The following is a 16,268-nucleotide window of genomic DNA, read 5'->3' as shown; positions in this document are numbered from 1 at the left end:
TCAGTCAGCCTTATCGACAGTGCGAGCGTTTACTTTAAGGTTATTACGGCGCGACACCGGTGAAACGTGGGCCGAACCATTGTTCAGGGCAATCATCATGGCCTGCGACCAACGACCCAGCAGGCCGAACAGTACACCCGCGCCGACCTGACGGTTGGCGGTCTTCAACACTCGCCCCAGGCACGCATCGTCATCCCGGCTGGAGGAAGACGAATTGAGCATGTCGCGCAAAGATTCTTCAAACGGATCGTGCATCAGGCACCTCACGTAACGTCACTAAAAGACGCGACCAAATTTGCAGGAGTCACACGCCTTTGGTCAGGCCTGGACAAATATCTGCGTTTTCACACCCAGCGCAGGCGTCTATACAGCCACCATTGGCCAAATGCGACCGCGACTATCAACGCACAGGCCACCAGAAAACCGTAAGGACTGGCGGAGCCCGGTATACCCCCGACGTTGATCCCCAGCAAGCCTGTGAGGAAGCTCATCGGCAGGAAAATACCGGTGATAATCCCGAAGCGATACATGGTTTTATTCATCCGTTCGCGCAGGCGCCGATCTTCGGATTCAAGCACCAAACCCACGCGTTCACGGGTCAATTCCAATTCTTCCAGGTAACGGGTGAGGCTGTTGTTGAGCTCGTTCCAGTAGTCGGCATCGTCATCGACAAACCATGGAAACTTACTGCGGGTCAGCTGCGCGTATATGTCTCTTTGCGGAGCGAGAAAACGCCTCAAGCCAGCGGCTCGGCGACGGATATGCAGCATCGTTCCGTGATCGGGCGTATACCGCTCGTCGGCATCTATTTTTTCTTCTTCTATATCGACCGATTCCGTCAGGTCGCCGACCAACGCCTGGACTTTATCGGTGAGGTATTGGGCCAGATAAAGGATGAGTTCGGAGGCGGTTTTCGGTCCCTTGCCTTCGTTCAGTTGCTCAATCAGTTCGTCGGTGGCGCGCAACGGGCGCAGGCGCAGGGAAATGACCTGCTGGGCGGCGGCGAAGATCCGCACCGAGACCATGTCTTCAGGCTCGGCCCCCGGATTGAGATTGACCCCGCGCAGAAACAGCAACAGGTTGTCGTCCGGCAGCGGCAGCAAGCGTGGCCGGGTATTTTCTTCGAGCAGCAGATCGCAGGCGAACTCGCTCAAGCCGCTCGCGGTGCGCAACCAGGTATGGGTTTGCGGATGGCCACGATCCCAGTGCAGCCAGACACTCTCGTGCGGCTGCAACTGCAGGCAATCCAGTTCGGTCCGAGCGATGAAACGCGCCCCGCCACTACCATCCAATACGAGGGCATGTACCAGCCCCCACTGCGCGTTTTGCTCGTCAAACATTCGTACGTCGCTTATTCCGGCATTTTCAGAGGAGAAGGCGACACGATCACGCCGTTATTGTCGGCGTACACGTATTCACCCGGACGAAAGGTCACGCCGGCAAAAGTGACCGGGACATTGAGATTGCCGATGCCGCGCTTGTCGCTCTTTTTCGGGTGACTGGCCAGCGCTTGAACGCCGAGGTCAGTCTGCGCGATCACATCTACGTCGCGGATGCAGCCGTAGATGACCATGCCTTCCCAGCCGCTTCGAGCGGCCTTTTCGGCGAGTATGTCACCCAGCAACGCACAACGCAGGGATCCGCCGCCGTCGATGACCAATACCTTGCCCTTGCCGTCCTGCTCGACCTGCTCGCGCACCAGAGAGTTATCTTCAAAACACTTGAGGGTGACAATTTCGCCGCCGAAGGAATCACGACCGCCAAAATTGCTGAACATCGGTTCAACGACCTGCACCAGTTCCGGGTAGGCGTCGCACAAATCGGGAGTGAGGTAATGCATGAAGTAACTCCTGTCAGTGAAGGTTCATCAAGGGGCAAATGAGTCTGCTGCGTCGTAGCTTAGCCGTAACCAGGCGACAGCGAAACGATCTGGCTCAATGCATTGCGGCGATCGGCAGCTGCGACAGCTCCTGTACAGGCATGCAGCGCTCGTCCAGCCAGTCCTTGACCAGCGGCCAGACCTCGCGCCGGGCTGGTCTGCTGACCAGCATCTGCACATGGCCAAAATCCTCGGAGAAACCCTGTTCACGTCCCAGGCAGATGAACTTGCGCTGCTGCGAGCCGATCTGCTCGTAAAGCTTGCGACAGGCCCAGACCGGGTCCTGATGGTCGCCCACCGCCGCCGCCACCAACACAGGCACGGTTACCTCAGCCAGGCCCGCCCACCAATCGCTGTGTTTGTCGCCGAACCGGCCGAACAAACCATGCCAGCGCAGGCTTTCCAGCGCCAGCCCGATGGGTTCGTCTTCCGGACCACGCTTGAAGCGCGGACCGGAAATGTGCGCGAAGGGCTTGAGCAGCAAGCGGCTGGACCACTGCAGCGGAGGAAATTTCAGGGGCCAATAGGTACGACTGATCTGACTGCCGAACAGCGCCACCGAAGCCGCGCTGTCCGGTCCCAGATACTGACCGCCCAACGCCGCCGCCAGGGTTGTGCCGCCCAGCGAATGGCCGATCCAGTGGGCGACTTGCCCGCTCTGCTCGGTCACGAACGCAGCAATGGCCGGCAGATCGTAACGCGCGTAGTCGGCAACCCGGTTGTTGCGATAGGCCTGATTGCGCGCCGACAAGCCATGCCCGCGCATTTCCGGAATCCACACATCAAAACCAGCGCGTGCCAGATACGCACCCAGGCCAATGCCTTTGGGCGAATACCAGAACCGTCGATTGGAAAAACTGCCGTGCAACAGGATCACCGGCACGCCGCGCACATCGGGTTGCGCGACCAACCCAAGCCGGGTCAAGGCGATTTCGACGCTGACATCAGGGCTGTTGGCGGGCTTGAGGCGATAAACGTCCTCGATCAGATCGCCACGTCGCTCGGCGCTGATCAAGGCCACAGGAAAAAGGTTGCTGCTGCTTTGCATATTGCTCGGGTACTAAAAGGCCGGCTGGGTGGCCGTCCTGATTGAACATAAAAAAGCCCCGACCCACGTCAGCGGGTCGGGGCTTGACTCAGTGAGATCAGACCGGAGCCTGAGCCTCAGCCAGGAAGAACCAGGTTTCCAGCACGGAATCGGGGTTCAACGAGACGCTTTCGATACCTTGATCCATCAACCAGCGCGCCAGATCCGGGTGATCCGAAGGGCCCTGGCCGCAAATACCGATGTACTTGCCAGCCTTGTTACAGGCCTGGATGGCGTTGGACAGCAGTTTCTTGACCGCTGGATTACGCTCATCGAACAGATGCGCGATCACGCCGGAGTCGCGGTCCAGGCCCAGGGTCAGCTGGGTCAGGTCGTTGGAGCCGATGGAGAAGCCGTCGAAGTATTCGAGGAACTCTTCAGCCAGAATTGCGTTGGACGGCAGTTCACACATCATGATGATGCGCAGGCCGTTTTCGCCGCGTTTCAGACCGTTTTCCGCCAGCAGGTCGATGACCTGGCTCGCTTCGCCCAAAGTACGGACGAACGGTACCATGATTTCAACGTTGGTCAGGCCCATCTCTTCGCGAACACGCTTGAGCGCGCGGCATTCGAGCTCGAAGCAATCGCGGAAATTCTCGCTGATGTAACGCGAGGCGCCACGGAAACCCAGCATCGGGTTTTCTTCTTCCGGCTCGTACAGTTTGCCGCCGATCAGGTTGGCGTACTCATTGGACTTGAAGTCCGACAGACGCACGATGACCTTTTTCGGGGTGAACGCGGCGGCCAGGGTGCTGATGCCTTCGACCAGTTTTTCGACATAGAAGCCGACCGGATCGTGGTAACCGGCGATGCGTTTGTCGACGCTGTCCTTGATGTCTTGCGGCAGACCGTCGTAGTTGAGCAGCGCCTTGGGGTGCACGCCGATCATGCGATTGATGATGAATTCCAGACGCGCCAGGCCGACACCGGCGTTGGGCAGCTGGGCAAAATCAAACGCGCGATCCGGGTTACCGACGTTCATCATGATCTTGAACGGCAGATCAGGCATGGCATCGACCGAGTTGGTCTTGATGTCAAAGCCCAGCTCGCCTTCGAAGATGTAACCGGTGTCGCCTTCGGCGCAGGAAACCGTTACGCCCTGGCCATCTTGCAGCACCTGGGTGGCGTTGCCGCAACCGACCACGGCCGGAATACCCAGTTCGCGGGCGATGATCGCCGCGTGACAGGTACGACCGCCCCGGTTGGTGACGATGGCGCTGGCGCGTTTCATGACCGGCTCCCAATCCGGGTCGGTCATGTCCGAGACGAGCACGTCGCCCGGCTGGACCTTGTCCATTTCGGACACGTCCTTGATGATACGGACCTTGCCGGCGCCGATGCGCTGGCCGATGGCACGGCCTTCTACTAATACAGTGCCGGTTTCCTTGAGCAGGTAACGTTCCATGACGTTGGCCTGGGAGCGGCTCTTCACGGTTTCAGGACGTGCCTGAACGATGTAGAGCTTGCCGTCGTCACCGTCCTTGGCCCATTCGATGTCCATCGGGCACTTGTAGTGCTTCTCGATGATCATCGCCTGTTTGGCCAGTTCGGAAACTTCCTCGTCGCTCAGGCAGAAACGCGCGCGATCGGCAGCGTCGACGTCGATGACCTTGACCGATTTACCGGCGGAGGCTTCTTCGCCGTAAATCATCTTGATCGCCTTGCTGCCCAGATTGCGGCGCAGGATCGCCGGACGACCGGCTTCAAGGGTGCCTTTGTGAACGTAGAATTCGTCCGGATTGACCGCGCCTTGCACCACGGTTTCGCCCAGACCGTAAGCGCCGGTGATGAACACCACGTCACGGAAGCCCGACTCGGTGTCCAGGGTGAACATCACGCCCGCCGTACCGGTTTCGGAACGGACCATGCGCTGCACGCCAGCGGACAGTGCCACCAGCTTGTGGTCGAAACCCTGATGCACGCGGTAGGAAATGGCGCGGTCGTTGAACAGCGAGGCGAACACTTCCTTGGCCGCGCGGATAACGTTCTCGACGCCACGGATATTCAGGAAGGTTTCTTGCTGACCGGCGAACGAGGCGTCGGGAAGGTCTTCGGCGGTGGCGGAAGAGCGCACGGCAACGGCCAGATTCGGATTACCCGCCGACAAGGTGGCGAAGGCAGTGCGAATTTCGGCGTTGAGCTTCTCGGGAAACTCGGCGTCCATGATCCACTGACGAATCTGCGCGCCGGTCTTGGCCAGCGCGTTGACGTCGTCGACATCAAGAGCGTCCAGGGCTGCGTGAATCTGATCGTTCAGACCACTCAGCTCAAGGAAATCACGGTAGGCCTGAGCCGTAGTGGCAAAGCCACCAGGCACCGAAACGCCAGCACCTGCGAGGTTGCTGATCATTTCGCCGAGGGATGCGTTCTTGCCTCCCACATGCTCCACATCATGGACGCCGAGCTTTTCGAGGGAAACTACGTACTCTACCAAGGTGATCTCTCCACTAACTATGTTTGTTGTTGGGAAAAGCTCATGCACCCGGAACGTGTACTGCGCTTCCGGGCGTTTGTGGCCTGGGCCATGAAAATAAGTGAGAATGCGGACCACCCAGGCCCGCATGCGCGCCTATGATATCCAAGAATCGTCACCAGCTTAGGGCCCAAGGCGCAAATGAAACGATCCGCTTTCTTTATCTCCGACGGCACCGGCATCACGGCCGAAACTCTAGGCCAGAGCCTGTTAGCGCAATTTGAGAACATTACGTTCAACAAGTTCACGAGGCCCTACATCGACAGCGTCGAGAAAGCGCGGGCGATGGTACAACAAATCAACAATGCCGCCGAAAAAGACGATGTACGTCCGATCATCTTCGACACCATCGTCAATCAGGACATCCGCGAAATCCTCGCGACGTCCAACGGTTTCATGATCGACATTTTCTCGACCTTTCTCGCGCCGCTGGAGCAGGAGCTTAGTTCACACTCTTCCTACTCGGTGGGCAAATCTCACTCAATCGGTCACAACTCCAATTACATGGAGCGGATCGAGGCAGTCAACTTCGCCCTGGACAACGACGACGGCGCCCGCACCCATTATTACGACAAGGCGGACATCATTCTGGTGGGCGTCTCGCGTTGCGGCAAAACCCCGACTTGTCTGTACATGGCCATGCAATTCGGTATCCGCGCGGCCAATTACCCGCTCACCGAAGACGACATGGAGCGCCTGCAACTGCCCAACGCGCTCAAGGAACACCGTAACAAATTATTCGGCCTGACCATTGATCCAGATCGTTTAACCGCGATTCGCCACGAACGCAAACCCAACAGCCGCTACGCCAGCTACGCCCAATGCGAGTTCGAAGTCCGGGAGGTGGAAAACCTGTTCCGCCGCGAGAACATCCCGAACATCAACTCCACGCATTTCTCGGTGGAAGAAATCTCCGCCAAGGTACTGGTTGAGAAAGGCGTGGAACGCAGATTCAAGTAATGCTTGAACCGTAGGAGATTTCCCGTGGTCCAGACGCCGCGCTGTCGCGCAGCAAACAGTCCAGTGGGACCGGATTTATCCGGGAAGAGGTCGGTACATCCACTGCATTTTCCTCGTCAGGAATGCCGCTTTCCCGGATAAATCCGGTCCCACACAGGCTGTGTGAAAACGTCACGAGCGAAGGCAAGACAAGGCAAAAACAGGCGAAAAAGCGAAGTCCAGGTGTTCTAAATGAGCATTTTTCGCCTGTTTTTAACGCAGTATTGCCGAGCGCAGTAGTTTTCACACAGCCTGCACAGGTTGACCGCACTTCAACTGTGGGAGCGAGGCTTGCCCGCGAAGACGCTATTTCAGACACAGCCTTTGTGTCGGATGTAACGCCCTCTTCGCGGGCAAGCCTCGCTCCTATGGTTTATCCCTACAGGCTTACCCACAACTCCACAAAGCGATGCACCTGCATCGCTTCCAGTTCTGCCTGATCCTTGCACACGGCAATTATCTGCTCGCAACGCTGTGGAGCGAAACGCGTGGCCAGGTTGCTCTTGAACTTCTCTTCCAGCAGCGGGATGCCATCGGCGCGACGTCGGCGGTGGCCGATGGGGTATTCGACTTCCACCTTGTCAGTGCTGGAACCGTCCTTGAAAAACACCTGAATCGCGTTGGCAATGGAGCGTTTGTCGGCTTCCAGGTATTCGTGGCTGTAGCGCGGTTCCTCGACGATTTCCATCTTGTCGCGCAGCTGATCAATAACCGGATGAGCCCCATGAAACCGGTCCTCATAGTGCTCGGCGATCAAAGTGCCGAACACCAACGGGACTGCGATCATGTACTGCAGACAGTGATCGCGATCAGCGGCGTTGGCCAGCGGCCCGACCTTGGAAATGATGCGAATCGCTGATTCATGGGTAGTGATAACGATCCGGTCGATTTCGGAGATTCGATTGCGTACCAGCGGGTGCAACGTGACCGCCGCTTCGCAGGCCGTTTGCGCATGAAATTCGGCAGGAAAGCTGACTTTGAACAGCACGTTTTCCATCACATAGGTGCCGTAGGGCCGAGACAGGCTGAACGCGCGCTGATCCTCGGCCTTGAGCGCCAGGTCTTTATTGGTGTGACTGAACAACACGTCGTAAAAGCCCCACTGCAGCGCGGTCAATACGCCCGGAATGCCCATTTCGCCGCGCATGGCGATGTCCGCCAGACGCACCGCACGACTGGTGGCGTCGCCTGCCGCCCAGGATTTGCGTGACCCGGCGTTGGGTGCATGGCGGTAAGTGCGCAATGCCTGACCATCGACAAAAGCGTGGGACAGCGCCGCAAGCATCTGCTCGCGGCTGGCGCCCATCAGTTTCGCGGCGACGGCGGTGGACGCCACTTTCACCAGCAGCACGTGATCAAGCCCGACGCGGTTAAAGGAGTTTTCCAGAGCAATCACACCCTGAATCTCGTGGGCCATGATCATCGCCTCTAGCACCGCTCGCATGCTCAGCGGCGCTTCGCCATCTGCCACACGCTTCTGCGACAAATGATCGGCCACCGCGAGAATCGCCCCGAGGTTATCCGATGGATGCCCCCATTCCGCAGCCAGCCAGGTGTCGTTGTAATCCAGCCAGCGAATGGTGCAACCGATATCCCAGGCGGCCTTGACCGGGTCGAGACGCAAATTAGTGCCCGGCACCCGAGCGCCAAAAGGTACGACGGTGCCTTCGACGATGGGGCCCAGATGCTTGGTGCATTCCGCAAAGCGCAAGGCCAGCAAGCCGCAACCCAAGGTATCCATGAGGCAATTGCGCGCGGTGTCCAGGGCCAGCGGGGAATCGATCCTGTAAGTCAGCACATAATCGGCGATGTCCTGCAGGACCTGGTCATAGTCCGGGCGGTTGTTCAGATCAACGTTGCTGGTCATTGGCTTCACTTCGTGAAGAGCTACAAGCTGCAAGTTTTAAGCTGCGAGCAAGAGCTGCGTGGAAGTTGATTTCATCTTGCGGCTTGGAGCTTGGAGCTTGGAGCTCCAGTCAAGCCTGCCCCACCCTCACCCACCCTTCCATCAACACCCTGGCACTGCGGCTCATGATGGCTTTGGTGACCTTCCATTCACCGTTGTCCTGTACCGCTTCAGCGCCGACGCGCAAGGTGCCGGATGGATGGCCAAAACGCACCGCTTCACGGTTCACGCCGCCAGCAGCCAGGTTCACCAAAGTGCCGGGTACCGCCGCAGCGGTGCCGATGGCGACAGCCGCCGTGCCCATCATGGCGTGATGCAATTTGCCCATGGACATGGCGCGCACCAGCAGATCAACGCTTTCGGCCGCCACCGGTTTGCCGCTGGACGCCACATAAGCCGCCGGCCCCGCCACAAAGGCAACCTTGGGCGTGTGCTGGCGTTTGGCTGCTTCGTCCAGATGCTCGATCAGGCCCATGCGCAGCGCGCCGTAAGCACGGATAGTCTCGAACATCGCCAGCGCCTTGGGATCGCCGTTGATATCGCCCTGCAACTCGCTGCCGGTGTAACCGATATCCGTGGCATTGATGAAAATTGTCGGAATCCCGGCATTGATCATAGTCGCCTTGAACGTGCCAACACCCGGCACCTCAAGGTCATCCACGAGATTACCGGTGGGAAACATCGAGCCGCCAGCGCCCTCTTCGTCCGCTGCCGGATCGATGAACTCCAGCAGCACCTCGGCGGCAGGAAAAGTCACCCCGTCCAGCTCGAAATCACCGGTTTCCTGCACCGCGCCGTCGGTGATCGGCACATGGGCAATGATGGTCTTGCCAATATTGGCCTGCCAGATGCGCACCACCGCGACACCGTTTTGCGGGACACGACCGGCTTCAAGTAAACCATTGCTGATGGCAAACGGGCCGACCGCTGCCGACAGATTGCCGCAATTGCCGCTCCAGTCGACGAAAGGTTTGTCGATGGAAACCTGACCAAACAAGTAGTCCACGTCGTGATCAGCCTTGCTGCTTTTCGAGACGATGACCGACTTGCTGGTGCTGGACGTCGCGCCGCCCATGCCGTCGATCTGCTTTTCATAGGGATCGGGGCTGCCGATCACCCGCAATAGCAAGGCGTCACGGGCCGCGCCGGGAACCTGCGCGTCGAGGGGCAGGTCTTGCAGCTTGAAAAACACGCCCTTGCTGGTGCCGCCCCGCATGTAAGTGGCGGGGATTTTGATTTGCGCTGGGTGAGCCATGCAAGTTGTCCTCATAAATTAGGCGAGCTTCAAGGATTGCTTTCGCGAGCAAGCTCGCTCCCACGAGGTACAGGTGAATCGTGGGAGCGAGTTTGCTCGCGAATAGTCAGGCCGACGCAGACTCCAGGAAATCCTGGGCAAAGCGCTGCAACACGCCGCCCGCCTCATAGATCGAGACTTCTTCAGCGGTGTCCAGGCGACAGGTCACCGGCACCTCGACGCGCTCGCCATTCTTGCGGTTGATCACCAGGGTCATGGTGCTCAACGGGATACGCTCGCCGAGTACGTCAAACGTTTCGCTGCCATCGATGCTCAAGGTAAGCCGATCAACGCCAGGCTTGAACTCCAGCGGCAACATGCCCATGCCCACCAGATTTGTACGGTGAATGCGCTCGAAACCTTCGGCGGCAATCGCTTCGACGCCGGCCAGACGCACGCCCTTGGCCGCCCAGTCACGGGACGAACCCTGACCGTAATCGGCGCCGGCAATGATAATCAGCGGCTGCTTGCGCTCCATGTAGGTTTCGATGGCTTCCCACATGCGCGTGACCTGGCCTTCCGGCTCGATCCGCGCCAGTGAACCCTGCTTGACCTTGCCGTCGACCTGCACCATTTCGTTGAGCAACTTCGGGTTGGCGAAAGTCGCCCGCTGCGCGGTCAGGTGATCGCCGCGATGAGTTGCATAAGAGTTGAAGTCTTCTTCCGGCAGGCCCATTTTCGCCAGGTATTCACCGGCGGCGCTGTCGAGCATGATCGCGTTGGACGGTGACAGGTGATCGGTGGTGATGTTGTCACCCAGCACCGCCAGCGGACGCATGCCCTTGAGCGGACGAGCCCCGGCCAGCGCGCCTTCCCAGTACGGCGGACGGCGAATATAAGTACTTTGCGCGCGCCAGTCGTACAGCGGCGTGACTTTCTCGCCGTCGTCGGCCTTGATCTCGAACATCGGAATATAGACCTGACGGAACTGATCCGGCTTGACGCTGGCTTTGACCACCGCATCGATTTCTTCGTCGCTGGGCCAGATGTCTTTCAGGGTCAGCGGCTTGCCGTTCAGGTCGGTGCCCAGCACGTCCTTCTCGATATCGAAACGGATAGTGCCAGCGATGGCGTACGCCACAACCAAGGGCGGCGAGGCCAAAAATGCCTGCTTGGCGTACGGATGAATGCGTCCGTCAAAGTTGCGGTTGCCGGACAGCACCGCTGTCGCATATAGGTCGCGATCGATGACTTCCTGCTGGATTTTCGGGTCCAGCGCGCCGCTCATGCCGTTGCAGGTGGTGCAGGCAAAACCGACGATGCCGAAGCCGAGCTTTTCCAGCTCCGGCAACAGATTGGCTTCTTCCAGATACAGCTGAACCGCCTTGGAACCCGGCGCCAGCGACGTCTTGACCCACGGCTTGCGGGTCAACCCGGCGGCGTTGGCGTTGCGCGCCAGCAAAGCTGCGGCGATCACGTTGCGCGGGTTGCTGGTGTTGGTGCAACTGGTGATCGCGGCGATGATTACAGCGCCGTCCGGCATCAGGCCCGGTTCGTTTTCGACCACACCGGAAATCCCTCGCGCCGCCAGCTCCGAGGTTGGCACCCGACGATGGGGGTTGGACGGCCCGGCAATGTTGCGCACCACGCTGGACAGGTCGAACTTGAGCACGCGCTCGTAGACGGCGCTCGTCAGGCTGTCGGCCCACAATCCGGTTTGTCTGGCGTAGGTTTCCACCAGCTTGACCTGCTCAGGCTCGCGGCCGGTCAGGGTCAGGTAATCCAGAGTTTGCTGGTCGATGTAGAACATTGCCGCCGTCGCGCCGAACTCCGGGGTCATGTTGGAAATGGTCGCCCGGTCGCCCAGGGTCAGCGCGTTGGCGCCGGCGCCGAAGAACTCCAGATAGGACGAAACCACTTTCTCGCCGCGCAGGAATTCAGTTACCGCCAGCACGATGTCGGTGGCGGTAATTCCCTCCTGGCGCTTGCCCACCAACTCGACGCCAATGATGTCCGGCAGGCGCATCCACGAGGCACGACCGAGCATCACGCTCTCGGCTTCCAGCCCGCCAACGCCAATCGCAATAACGCCCAGCGCGTCGACATGCGGCGTGTGGCTGTCGGTGCCGACCAATGTATCCGGGAACGCCACGCCGTCCAGCGCATGCACCACCGGCGACATTCGCTCCAGATTGATCTGGTGCATGATGCCGTTGCCGGGCGGGATCACATCAACGTTCTTGAAGGCTTTCCTAGTCCAGTTGATGAAGTGAAAACGGTCTTCGTTACGCCGGTCTTCGATGGCGCGATTGCGCTCGAAGGCATCTTTCTCGAAGCCGCCATGCTCCACCGCCAGCGAATGATCGACAATCAGCTGGGTCGGCACCACCGGGTTGACCAGCGCCGGGTCGCCGCCCTGCAAGGCAATCGCATCGCGCAAACCGGCCAGGTCCACCAGTGCGGTCTGGCCAAGGATGTCATGGCACACCACCCGCGCCGGAAACCACGGAAAATCCAGGTCGCGGCGGCGTTCGATCAATTGGGTCAGGGACGCCGTCAGTGTTACCGGATCGCAGCGACGCACCAGGTTTTCGGCGAACACCCGAGAGGTGTACGGCAACGTGTCGTAGGCATCTGGCTTGATCGCATCGACCGCCGCACGGGCGTCGAAATAATCCAGGCGGGTGCCGGGCAGCGGTTTGCGATGTTCAGTGTTCATGCGTGGGGACTCATCACGGAATTCGGTGGATGGACGGGGAGCTCATCGGCGGCTCCCCTGTTCCAGTCAATCAGCGCTGTTCGATCGGTACGAACGTGCGCTGTTCGACGCCGACGTATTCGGCGCTCGGTCGGATAATGCGGTTGTTGGAGCGCTGTTCGAAGACATGGGCGGCCCAGCCGGTCAGGCGCGAGCAGACAAAGATCGGCGTGAACAGCTTGGTCGGGATGCCCATGAAGTGATACGTGGAGGCATGGTAGAAATCGGCATTGGGGAAGAGTTTTTTCTGTTCCCACATGGTCTTGTCGATGGCTTCGGAAACCGGATACAACACCGTGTCCCCTGCTTCATCGGCGAGTTTTTTCGCCCAGCCCTTGATCACTTCGTTACGCGGATCGGAGTCTTTATAGATGGCGTGGCCAAAACCCATGATCTTGTCTTTGCGTTCGAGCATCGCCAGGGTGCCTTTGACCGCTTCCTCAGCCGAGCTGAAACGCTCGATCATGGCCATGGCCGCTTCATTGGCGCCGCCATGCAAAGGTCCGCGCAAGGTGCCGATGGCCGCCGTGACGCAGGAATACAGGTCAGACAAAGTCGAGGCGCAGACCCGTGCGGTAAAGGTCGAAGCGTTGAATTCGTGCTCGGCGTAGAGAATCAGGGAAACGTCCATCACCTTGACGTGCAGCTCGCTGGGTTTCTTGCCCAACAACAGGTGCAGGAAGTGGCCGCCGATGGAGTTTTCTTCGGTAACGCAGTCGATGCGCTCGCCATCGTGGCTGAAACGATACCAGTAGCACATGATCGCCGGGAACGCGGCCAGCAGCCGATCCGTGGCGTCGCGCTGCTGATCGAAACTCACTTCCGGCTCAAGGGTGCCGAGCATCGACGCGCCGGTGCGCATCACATCCATCGGATGGGTGTCGGCGGGAATTCGCTCCAGCACTTCTTTCAAGGCTTGCGGCAGATCACGCAGCTTTTGCAGCTTGGCCAGATAGTCGTCCAGCTGGGCCTGGGTTGGCAGGTCGCCGTACAACAACAGATAAGCGACTTCCTCGAAGCGCGCATCGGCGGCCAGTTCGCGGACGTCGTAACCCCGGTAGGTCAAACCGGCCCCGGCCTGACCCACGGTCGACAAGGCAGTTTGTCCGGCAACCTGACCACGCAGGCCAGCGCCGCTCAATACTTTTGCTTCAGCCATTGCTCTCTCCAATTTTGAATTTGTTCGGGAATTGGCAATTTATAAACTCGGGTTGCTCCCACAAAGTTCGCTCCTGCATGAATTTCATCAGGATTTCTTCTGCGCAAACAACGCATCCAGCTTCTGCTCGAAGACGTGGTAATCAATTGCGTCATACAGCTCCATGCGGGTCTGCATGGTGTCGATCACGTTTTGTTGCGTGCCGTCGCGGCGAATCGCGCCGTAGACGTTTTCCGCTGCCTTGTTCATGGCGCGGAACGCCGACAAAGGATAGAGCACCAGGGACACATCGGCGCCGCGCAGCTCGTCCACGGTAAACAGCGGCGTGGCGCCGAACTCGGTAATGTTGGCCAGGATCGGCGCCTTGACCCGCGCGGCGAACAGCTTGTACATCTCCAGTTCGGTGATCGCTTCCGGGAACACCATATCCGCGCCGGCTTCGATACACGCCGCAGCCCGTTCCAGCGCAGATTCCAGACCTTCCACCGCCAACGCATCGGTACGCGCCATGATCACAAAGCTGTCATCGGTGCGCGCATCGACGGCAGCCTTGATGCGGTCAACCATTTCCTGCCGGGAAACGATTTCCTTGTTCGGACGATGGCCGCAGCGCTTGGCGCCCACCTGATCCTCGATATGAATCGCCGCCGCGCCGAACTTGATCATCGAACGCACAGTGCGCGCCACGTTGAAGGCCGAAGAGCCAAAGCCGGTATCCACGTCCACCAGCAACGGTAGATCGCAGACGTCAGTGATACGTCGCACGTCCGTCAATACATCATCCAGCCCGGTGATACCCAGGTCCGGCACGCCCAGTGAACCCGCCGCTACGCCGCCGCCCGACAGGTAAATCGCCTTGAAACCGGCGCGCTTGGCCAGCAAGGCATGGTTGGCGTTGATCGCACCCACGACTTGCAACGGGCTTTCACTGGCGACGGCATCACGAAAACGCTGACCGGGAGTGCTTTTGTTGGAATTCATTTCTCACCTCGGATGGGGGATTGGACGGCGCCCGGAACCTGGGCCCCTTGTTCGAGCATATGGCGCTCGATATTGCGTTTGGACGCGGCGATGTGCCGACGCATCAACAGCTCGGCCAGCTCGCCGTCACGCTCGGCAATGGCATCGAGAATGCGATGGTGTTCGGCAAATGCCTGGCGCGGCCGGTTGGGCGTCGTGGAAAACTGAATGCGGTACATGCGCACCAGTTGATAAAGGTCGCCGCAGAGCATCTGGGTCAAGGTGCGGTTGCCGCTGCCCTGAATGATTCGGTAGTGAAAGTCGAAATCGCCTTCCTGCTGGTAATAACCGACGCCAGCCTGAAACGCCGCGTCGCATTCATGGGTATCCAGCACCCGACGCAGCTCATCGATTTCGTCGCCGGTCATGCGCTCGGCCGCCAGGCGACAAGCCATGCCTTCGAGAGACTCGCGAATTTCGTACAGCTCGATCAGTTCGGCGTGACTCAGGGAAACCACCCGCGCCCCGACATGCGGAACGCGCACCAACAGCCGCTGCCCTTCCAGCCGATGAATCGCCTCACGCAGCGGACCCCGGCTGATGCCATACGTACGCGCCAGCTCCGGCTCGGAAATCTTGCTGCCAGGCGCGATTTCGCCCTTGACGATAGCCGCCTGGATACGCCGAAAAACGTTCTCGGACAACGTCTCCGAATCGTCCGCCACAGGGGCAATAACCTCAACCGTATCCAGCATAGTGTCGACACCTTATGAATCCATGGCGCTAAAACTAGCCATATCCGAGGTATCGGTCAAATGAAATCAGGTGATTGTCGACAATCGTCTAATGCCAGCGGTTTTCAGAATTATCCGAACCGTTGGAGCGAGGCTTGCCCGCGAACATAGAATCTCCAACGAGCATTTCAATCAACGGTTGTGCGTGTTTGATAAGAGAGGACTTGTCCTCGATGGCTGTAGTTTCAGCACTGCGTGTGGGTCAGGCGTGTCGGGGTCGTCTGGGCTGGGTATCGAGGACAAGTCCTCTCCCACGGAAGCCCTTCTGCCAGACGGCCAGGCATTGCGACCATAGAACTTCCAACACAATTGCATTCCAATCCGGGCAGTAAGGGCAAAACCCTTCATGCTAGAATGCCGCCCGCGCATGACCGCCGTTAGTGGCCTCATGCCAGCGGATTTTCCTCTCCCGATTGACGATCATGCCTGCACTATTGCTGCACGCACGGCTCCGAGGATCGTTCTAAACGCACCAGGATTTATGAATCTCAAGCCCCTCCTTACCCTTTGCCTGTGCTTGCTTACAGGTGTTGTCGTCGCTGGCGACAAAACCGTCTACGGCCTGAACGAATACGCCGAGCTCACCGATATCGACCTGCAAGTGGCTGCCAAGCTGGATACCGGTGCCAAGACGGCGTCGCTGAGCGCCAGGGACATCAAGCATTTCAAGCGTGATGGCGAAAGCTGGGTACGCTTTTATCTGGCCATCGATGATGCCCATGCGCACCCCATCGAAAGGCCGCTGGCCAGGCTCAGCAAGATCAAGCGTCGCGCTGATGATCGTGATGCCGATGACGAGAAAAAATACACCGCGCGCCCGGTGATCAGCCTCGATGTGTGCATGGGTGGCGCTTTACGCACCATAGAAGTGAACTTGACCGACCGAAGTGCTTTCCAATATCCGCTTTTGATCGGCTCCGAAGCGTTGAAACGCTTTGATGCGCTGGTCGATCCCAGTCTTAAATACGCAGCGGGCAAACCCGCTTGTGCAATTACCGCTCAAATCACCGAGTAAATCG

13 protein-coding genes are annotated in these 16,268 nt (G+C 59.0%); 2 read left to right on the top strand and 11 right to left on the bottom strand.

Annotated features, from left to right (window positions below):
- From ACP7E4_RS10645 to ppsA, 5 genes are all read right to left on the bottom strand, one after another.
- Positions 1-255, bottom strand: coding sequence for a hypothetical protein (locus ACP7E4_RS10645; protein WP_020290166.1), 255 nt, complete (start codon positions 253-255; stop codon positions 1-3).
- An 89-nt stretch (positions 256-344) separates the two neighbouring features.
- A complete protein-coding gene (locus ACP7E4_RS10640) occupies positions 345-1,340 on the bottom strand; it encodes a zinc transporter ZntB (protein WP_426114895.1) in 996 nt (331 codons plus the stop codon).
- An 11-nt stretch (positions 1,341-1,351) separates the two neighbouring features.
- A complete protein-coding gene (gene rraA, locus ACP7E4_RS10635; protein ID WP_426114897.1) occupies positions 1,352-1,840 on the bottom strand; it encodes a ribonuclease E activity regulator RraA in 489 nt (162 codons plus the stop codon).
- Between the two features lie 94 nt (positions 1,841-1,934).
- Complete coding sequence (locus ACP7E4_RS10630; protein WP_426114899.1) at positions 1,935-2,927, bottom strand: alpha/beta fold hydrolase; 993 nt, start codon at positions 2,925-2,927, stop codon at positions 1,935-1,937.
- Positions 2,928-3,024: 97 nt separating this feature from the next.
- The gene (ppsA, locus tag ACP7E4_RS10625) at positions 3,025-5,400 is read right to left on the bottom strand and encodes a phosphoenolpyruvate synthase (protein WP_426114901.1); all 2,376 of its coding nucleotides are present in this window, start codon (positions 5,398-5,400) and stop codon (positions 3,025-3,027) included.
- 180 nt (positions 5,401-5,580) lie between these two features.
- Between ppsA and ppsR the strand changes: the two genes are divergently transcribed.
- The gene (gene ppsR, locus ACP7E4_RS10620; protein WP_065834012.1) at positions 5,581-6,399 is read left to right on the top strand and encodes a posphoenolpyruvate synthetase regulatory kinase/phosphorylase PpsR; all 819 of its coding nucleotides are present in this window, start codon (positions 5,581-5,583) and stop codon (positions 6,397-6,399) included.
- Positions 6,400-6,817: 418 nt separating this feature from the next.
- Here ppsR and prpD read toward each other — a convergent pair whose 3' ends face one another.
- The 6 genes from prpD to ACP7E4_RS10590 all read right to left on the bottom strand — a co-directional run bounded on the left by prpD (position 6,818) and on the right by ACP7E4_RS10590 (position 15,210).
- Complete coding sequence (gene prpD / locus ACP7E4_RS10615) at positions 6,818-8,305, bottom strand: 2-methylcitrate dehydratase (protein WP_426114904.1); 1,488 nt, start codon at positions 8,303-8,305, stop codon at positions 6,818-6,820.
- Positions 8,306-8,414: 109 nt separating this feature from the next.
- Positions 8,415-9,599, bottom strand: a complete 1,185-nt coding sequence (gene prpF, locus ACP7E4_RS10610) for a 2-methylaconitate cis-trans isomerase PrpF (protein WP_426114906.1) — start codon at positions 9,597-9,599, stop codon at positions 8,415-8,417.
- Positions 9,600-9,705: 106 nt separating this feature from the next.
- The gene (gene acnD / locus ACP7E4_RS10605) at positions 9,706-12,297 is read right to left on the bottom strand and encodes a Fe/S-dependent 2-methylisocitrate dehydratase AcnD (protein ID WP_426114908.1); all 2,592 of its coding nucleotides are present in this window, start codon (positions 12,295-12,297) and stop codon (positions 9,706-9,708) included.
- Positions 12,298-12,367: 70 nt separating this feature from the next.
- A complete protein-coding gene (prpC, locus tag ACP7E4_RS10600) occupies positions 12,368-13,495 on the bottom strand; it encodes a bifunctional 2-methylcitrate synthase/citrate synthase (protein ID WP_426114910.1) in 1,128 nt (375 codons plus the stop codon).
- Between the two features lie 87 nt (positions 13,496-13,582).
- A complete protein-coding gene (gene prpB / locus ACP7E4_RS10595) occupies positions 13,583-14,476 on the bottom strand; it encodes a methylisocitrate lyase (RefSeq protein WP_426114912.1) in 894 nt (297 codons plus the stop codon).
- Positions 14,473-15,210 carry a GntR family transcriptional regulator gene (locus tag ACP7E4_RS10590; protein WP_426114914.1) on the bottom strand — a complete coding sequence of 246 codons (738 nt, stop codon included), beginning with the start codon at positions 15,208-15,210 and terminating at the stop codon, positions 14,473-14,475. The genes prpB and ACP7E4_RS10590 overlap by 4 nt, the downstream gene beginning before the upstream one ends.
- A 520-nt stretch (positions 15,211-15,730) precedes the next feature.
- Here ACP7E4_RS10590 and ACP7E4_RS10585 point away from each other — a divergent pair.
- On the top strand, positions 15,731-16,264 hold the full coding sequence (locus ACP7E4_RS10585; RefSeq protein ID WP_426114916.1) for an ATP-dependent zinc protease: 534 nt from the start codon (positions 15,731-15,733) through the stop codon (positions 16,262-16,264).
- Positions 16,265-16,268 lie beyond the last annotated feature (4 nt).

Origin of the sequence: Pseudomonas sp. DSP3-2-3, from assembly GCF_049898225.1 — a bacterium.
Taxonomy (GTDB): Bacteria; Pseudomonadota; Gammaproteobacteria; order Pseudomonadales; family Pseudomonadaceae; genus Aquipseudomonas.
The sequence above is the reverse complement of the archived record's forward strand: the minus strand, read 5'-3'. Positions and strand labels throughout refer to the sequence as shown.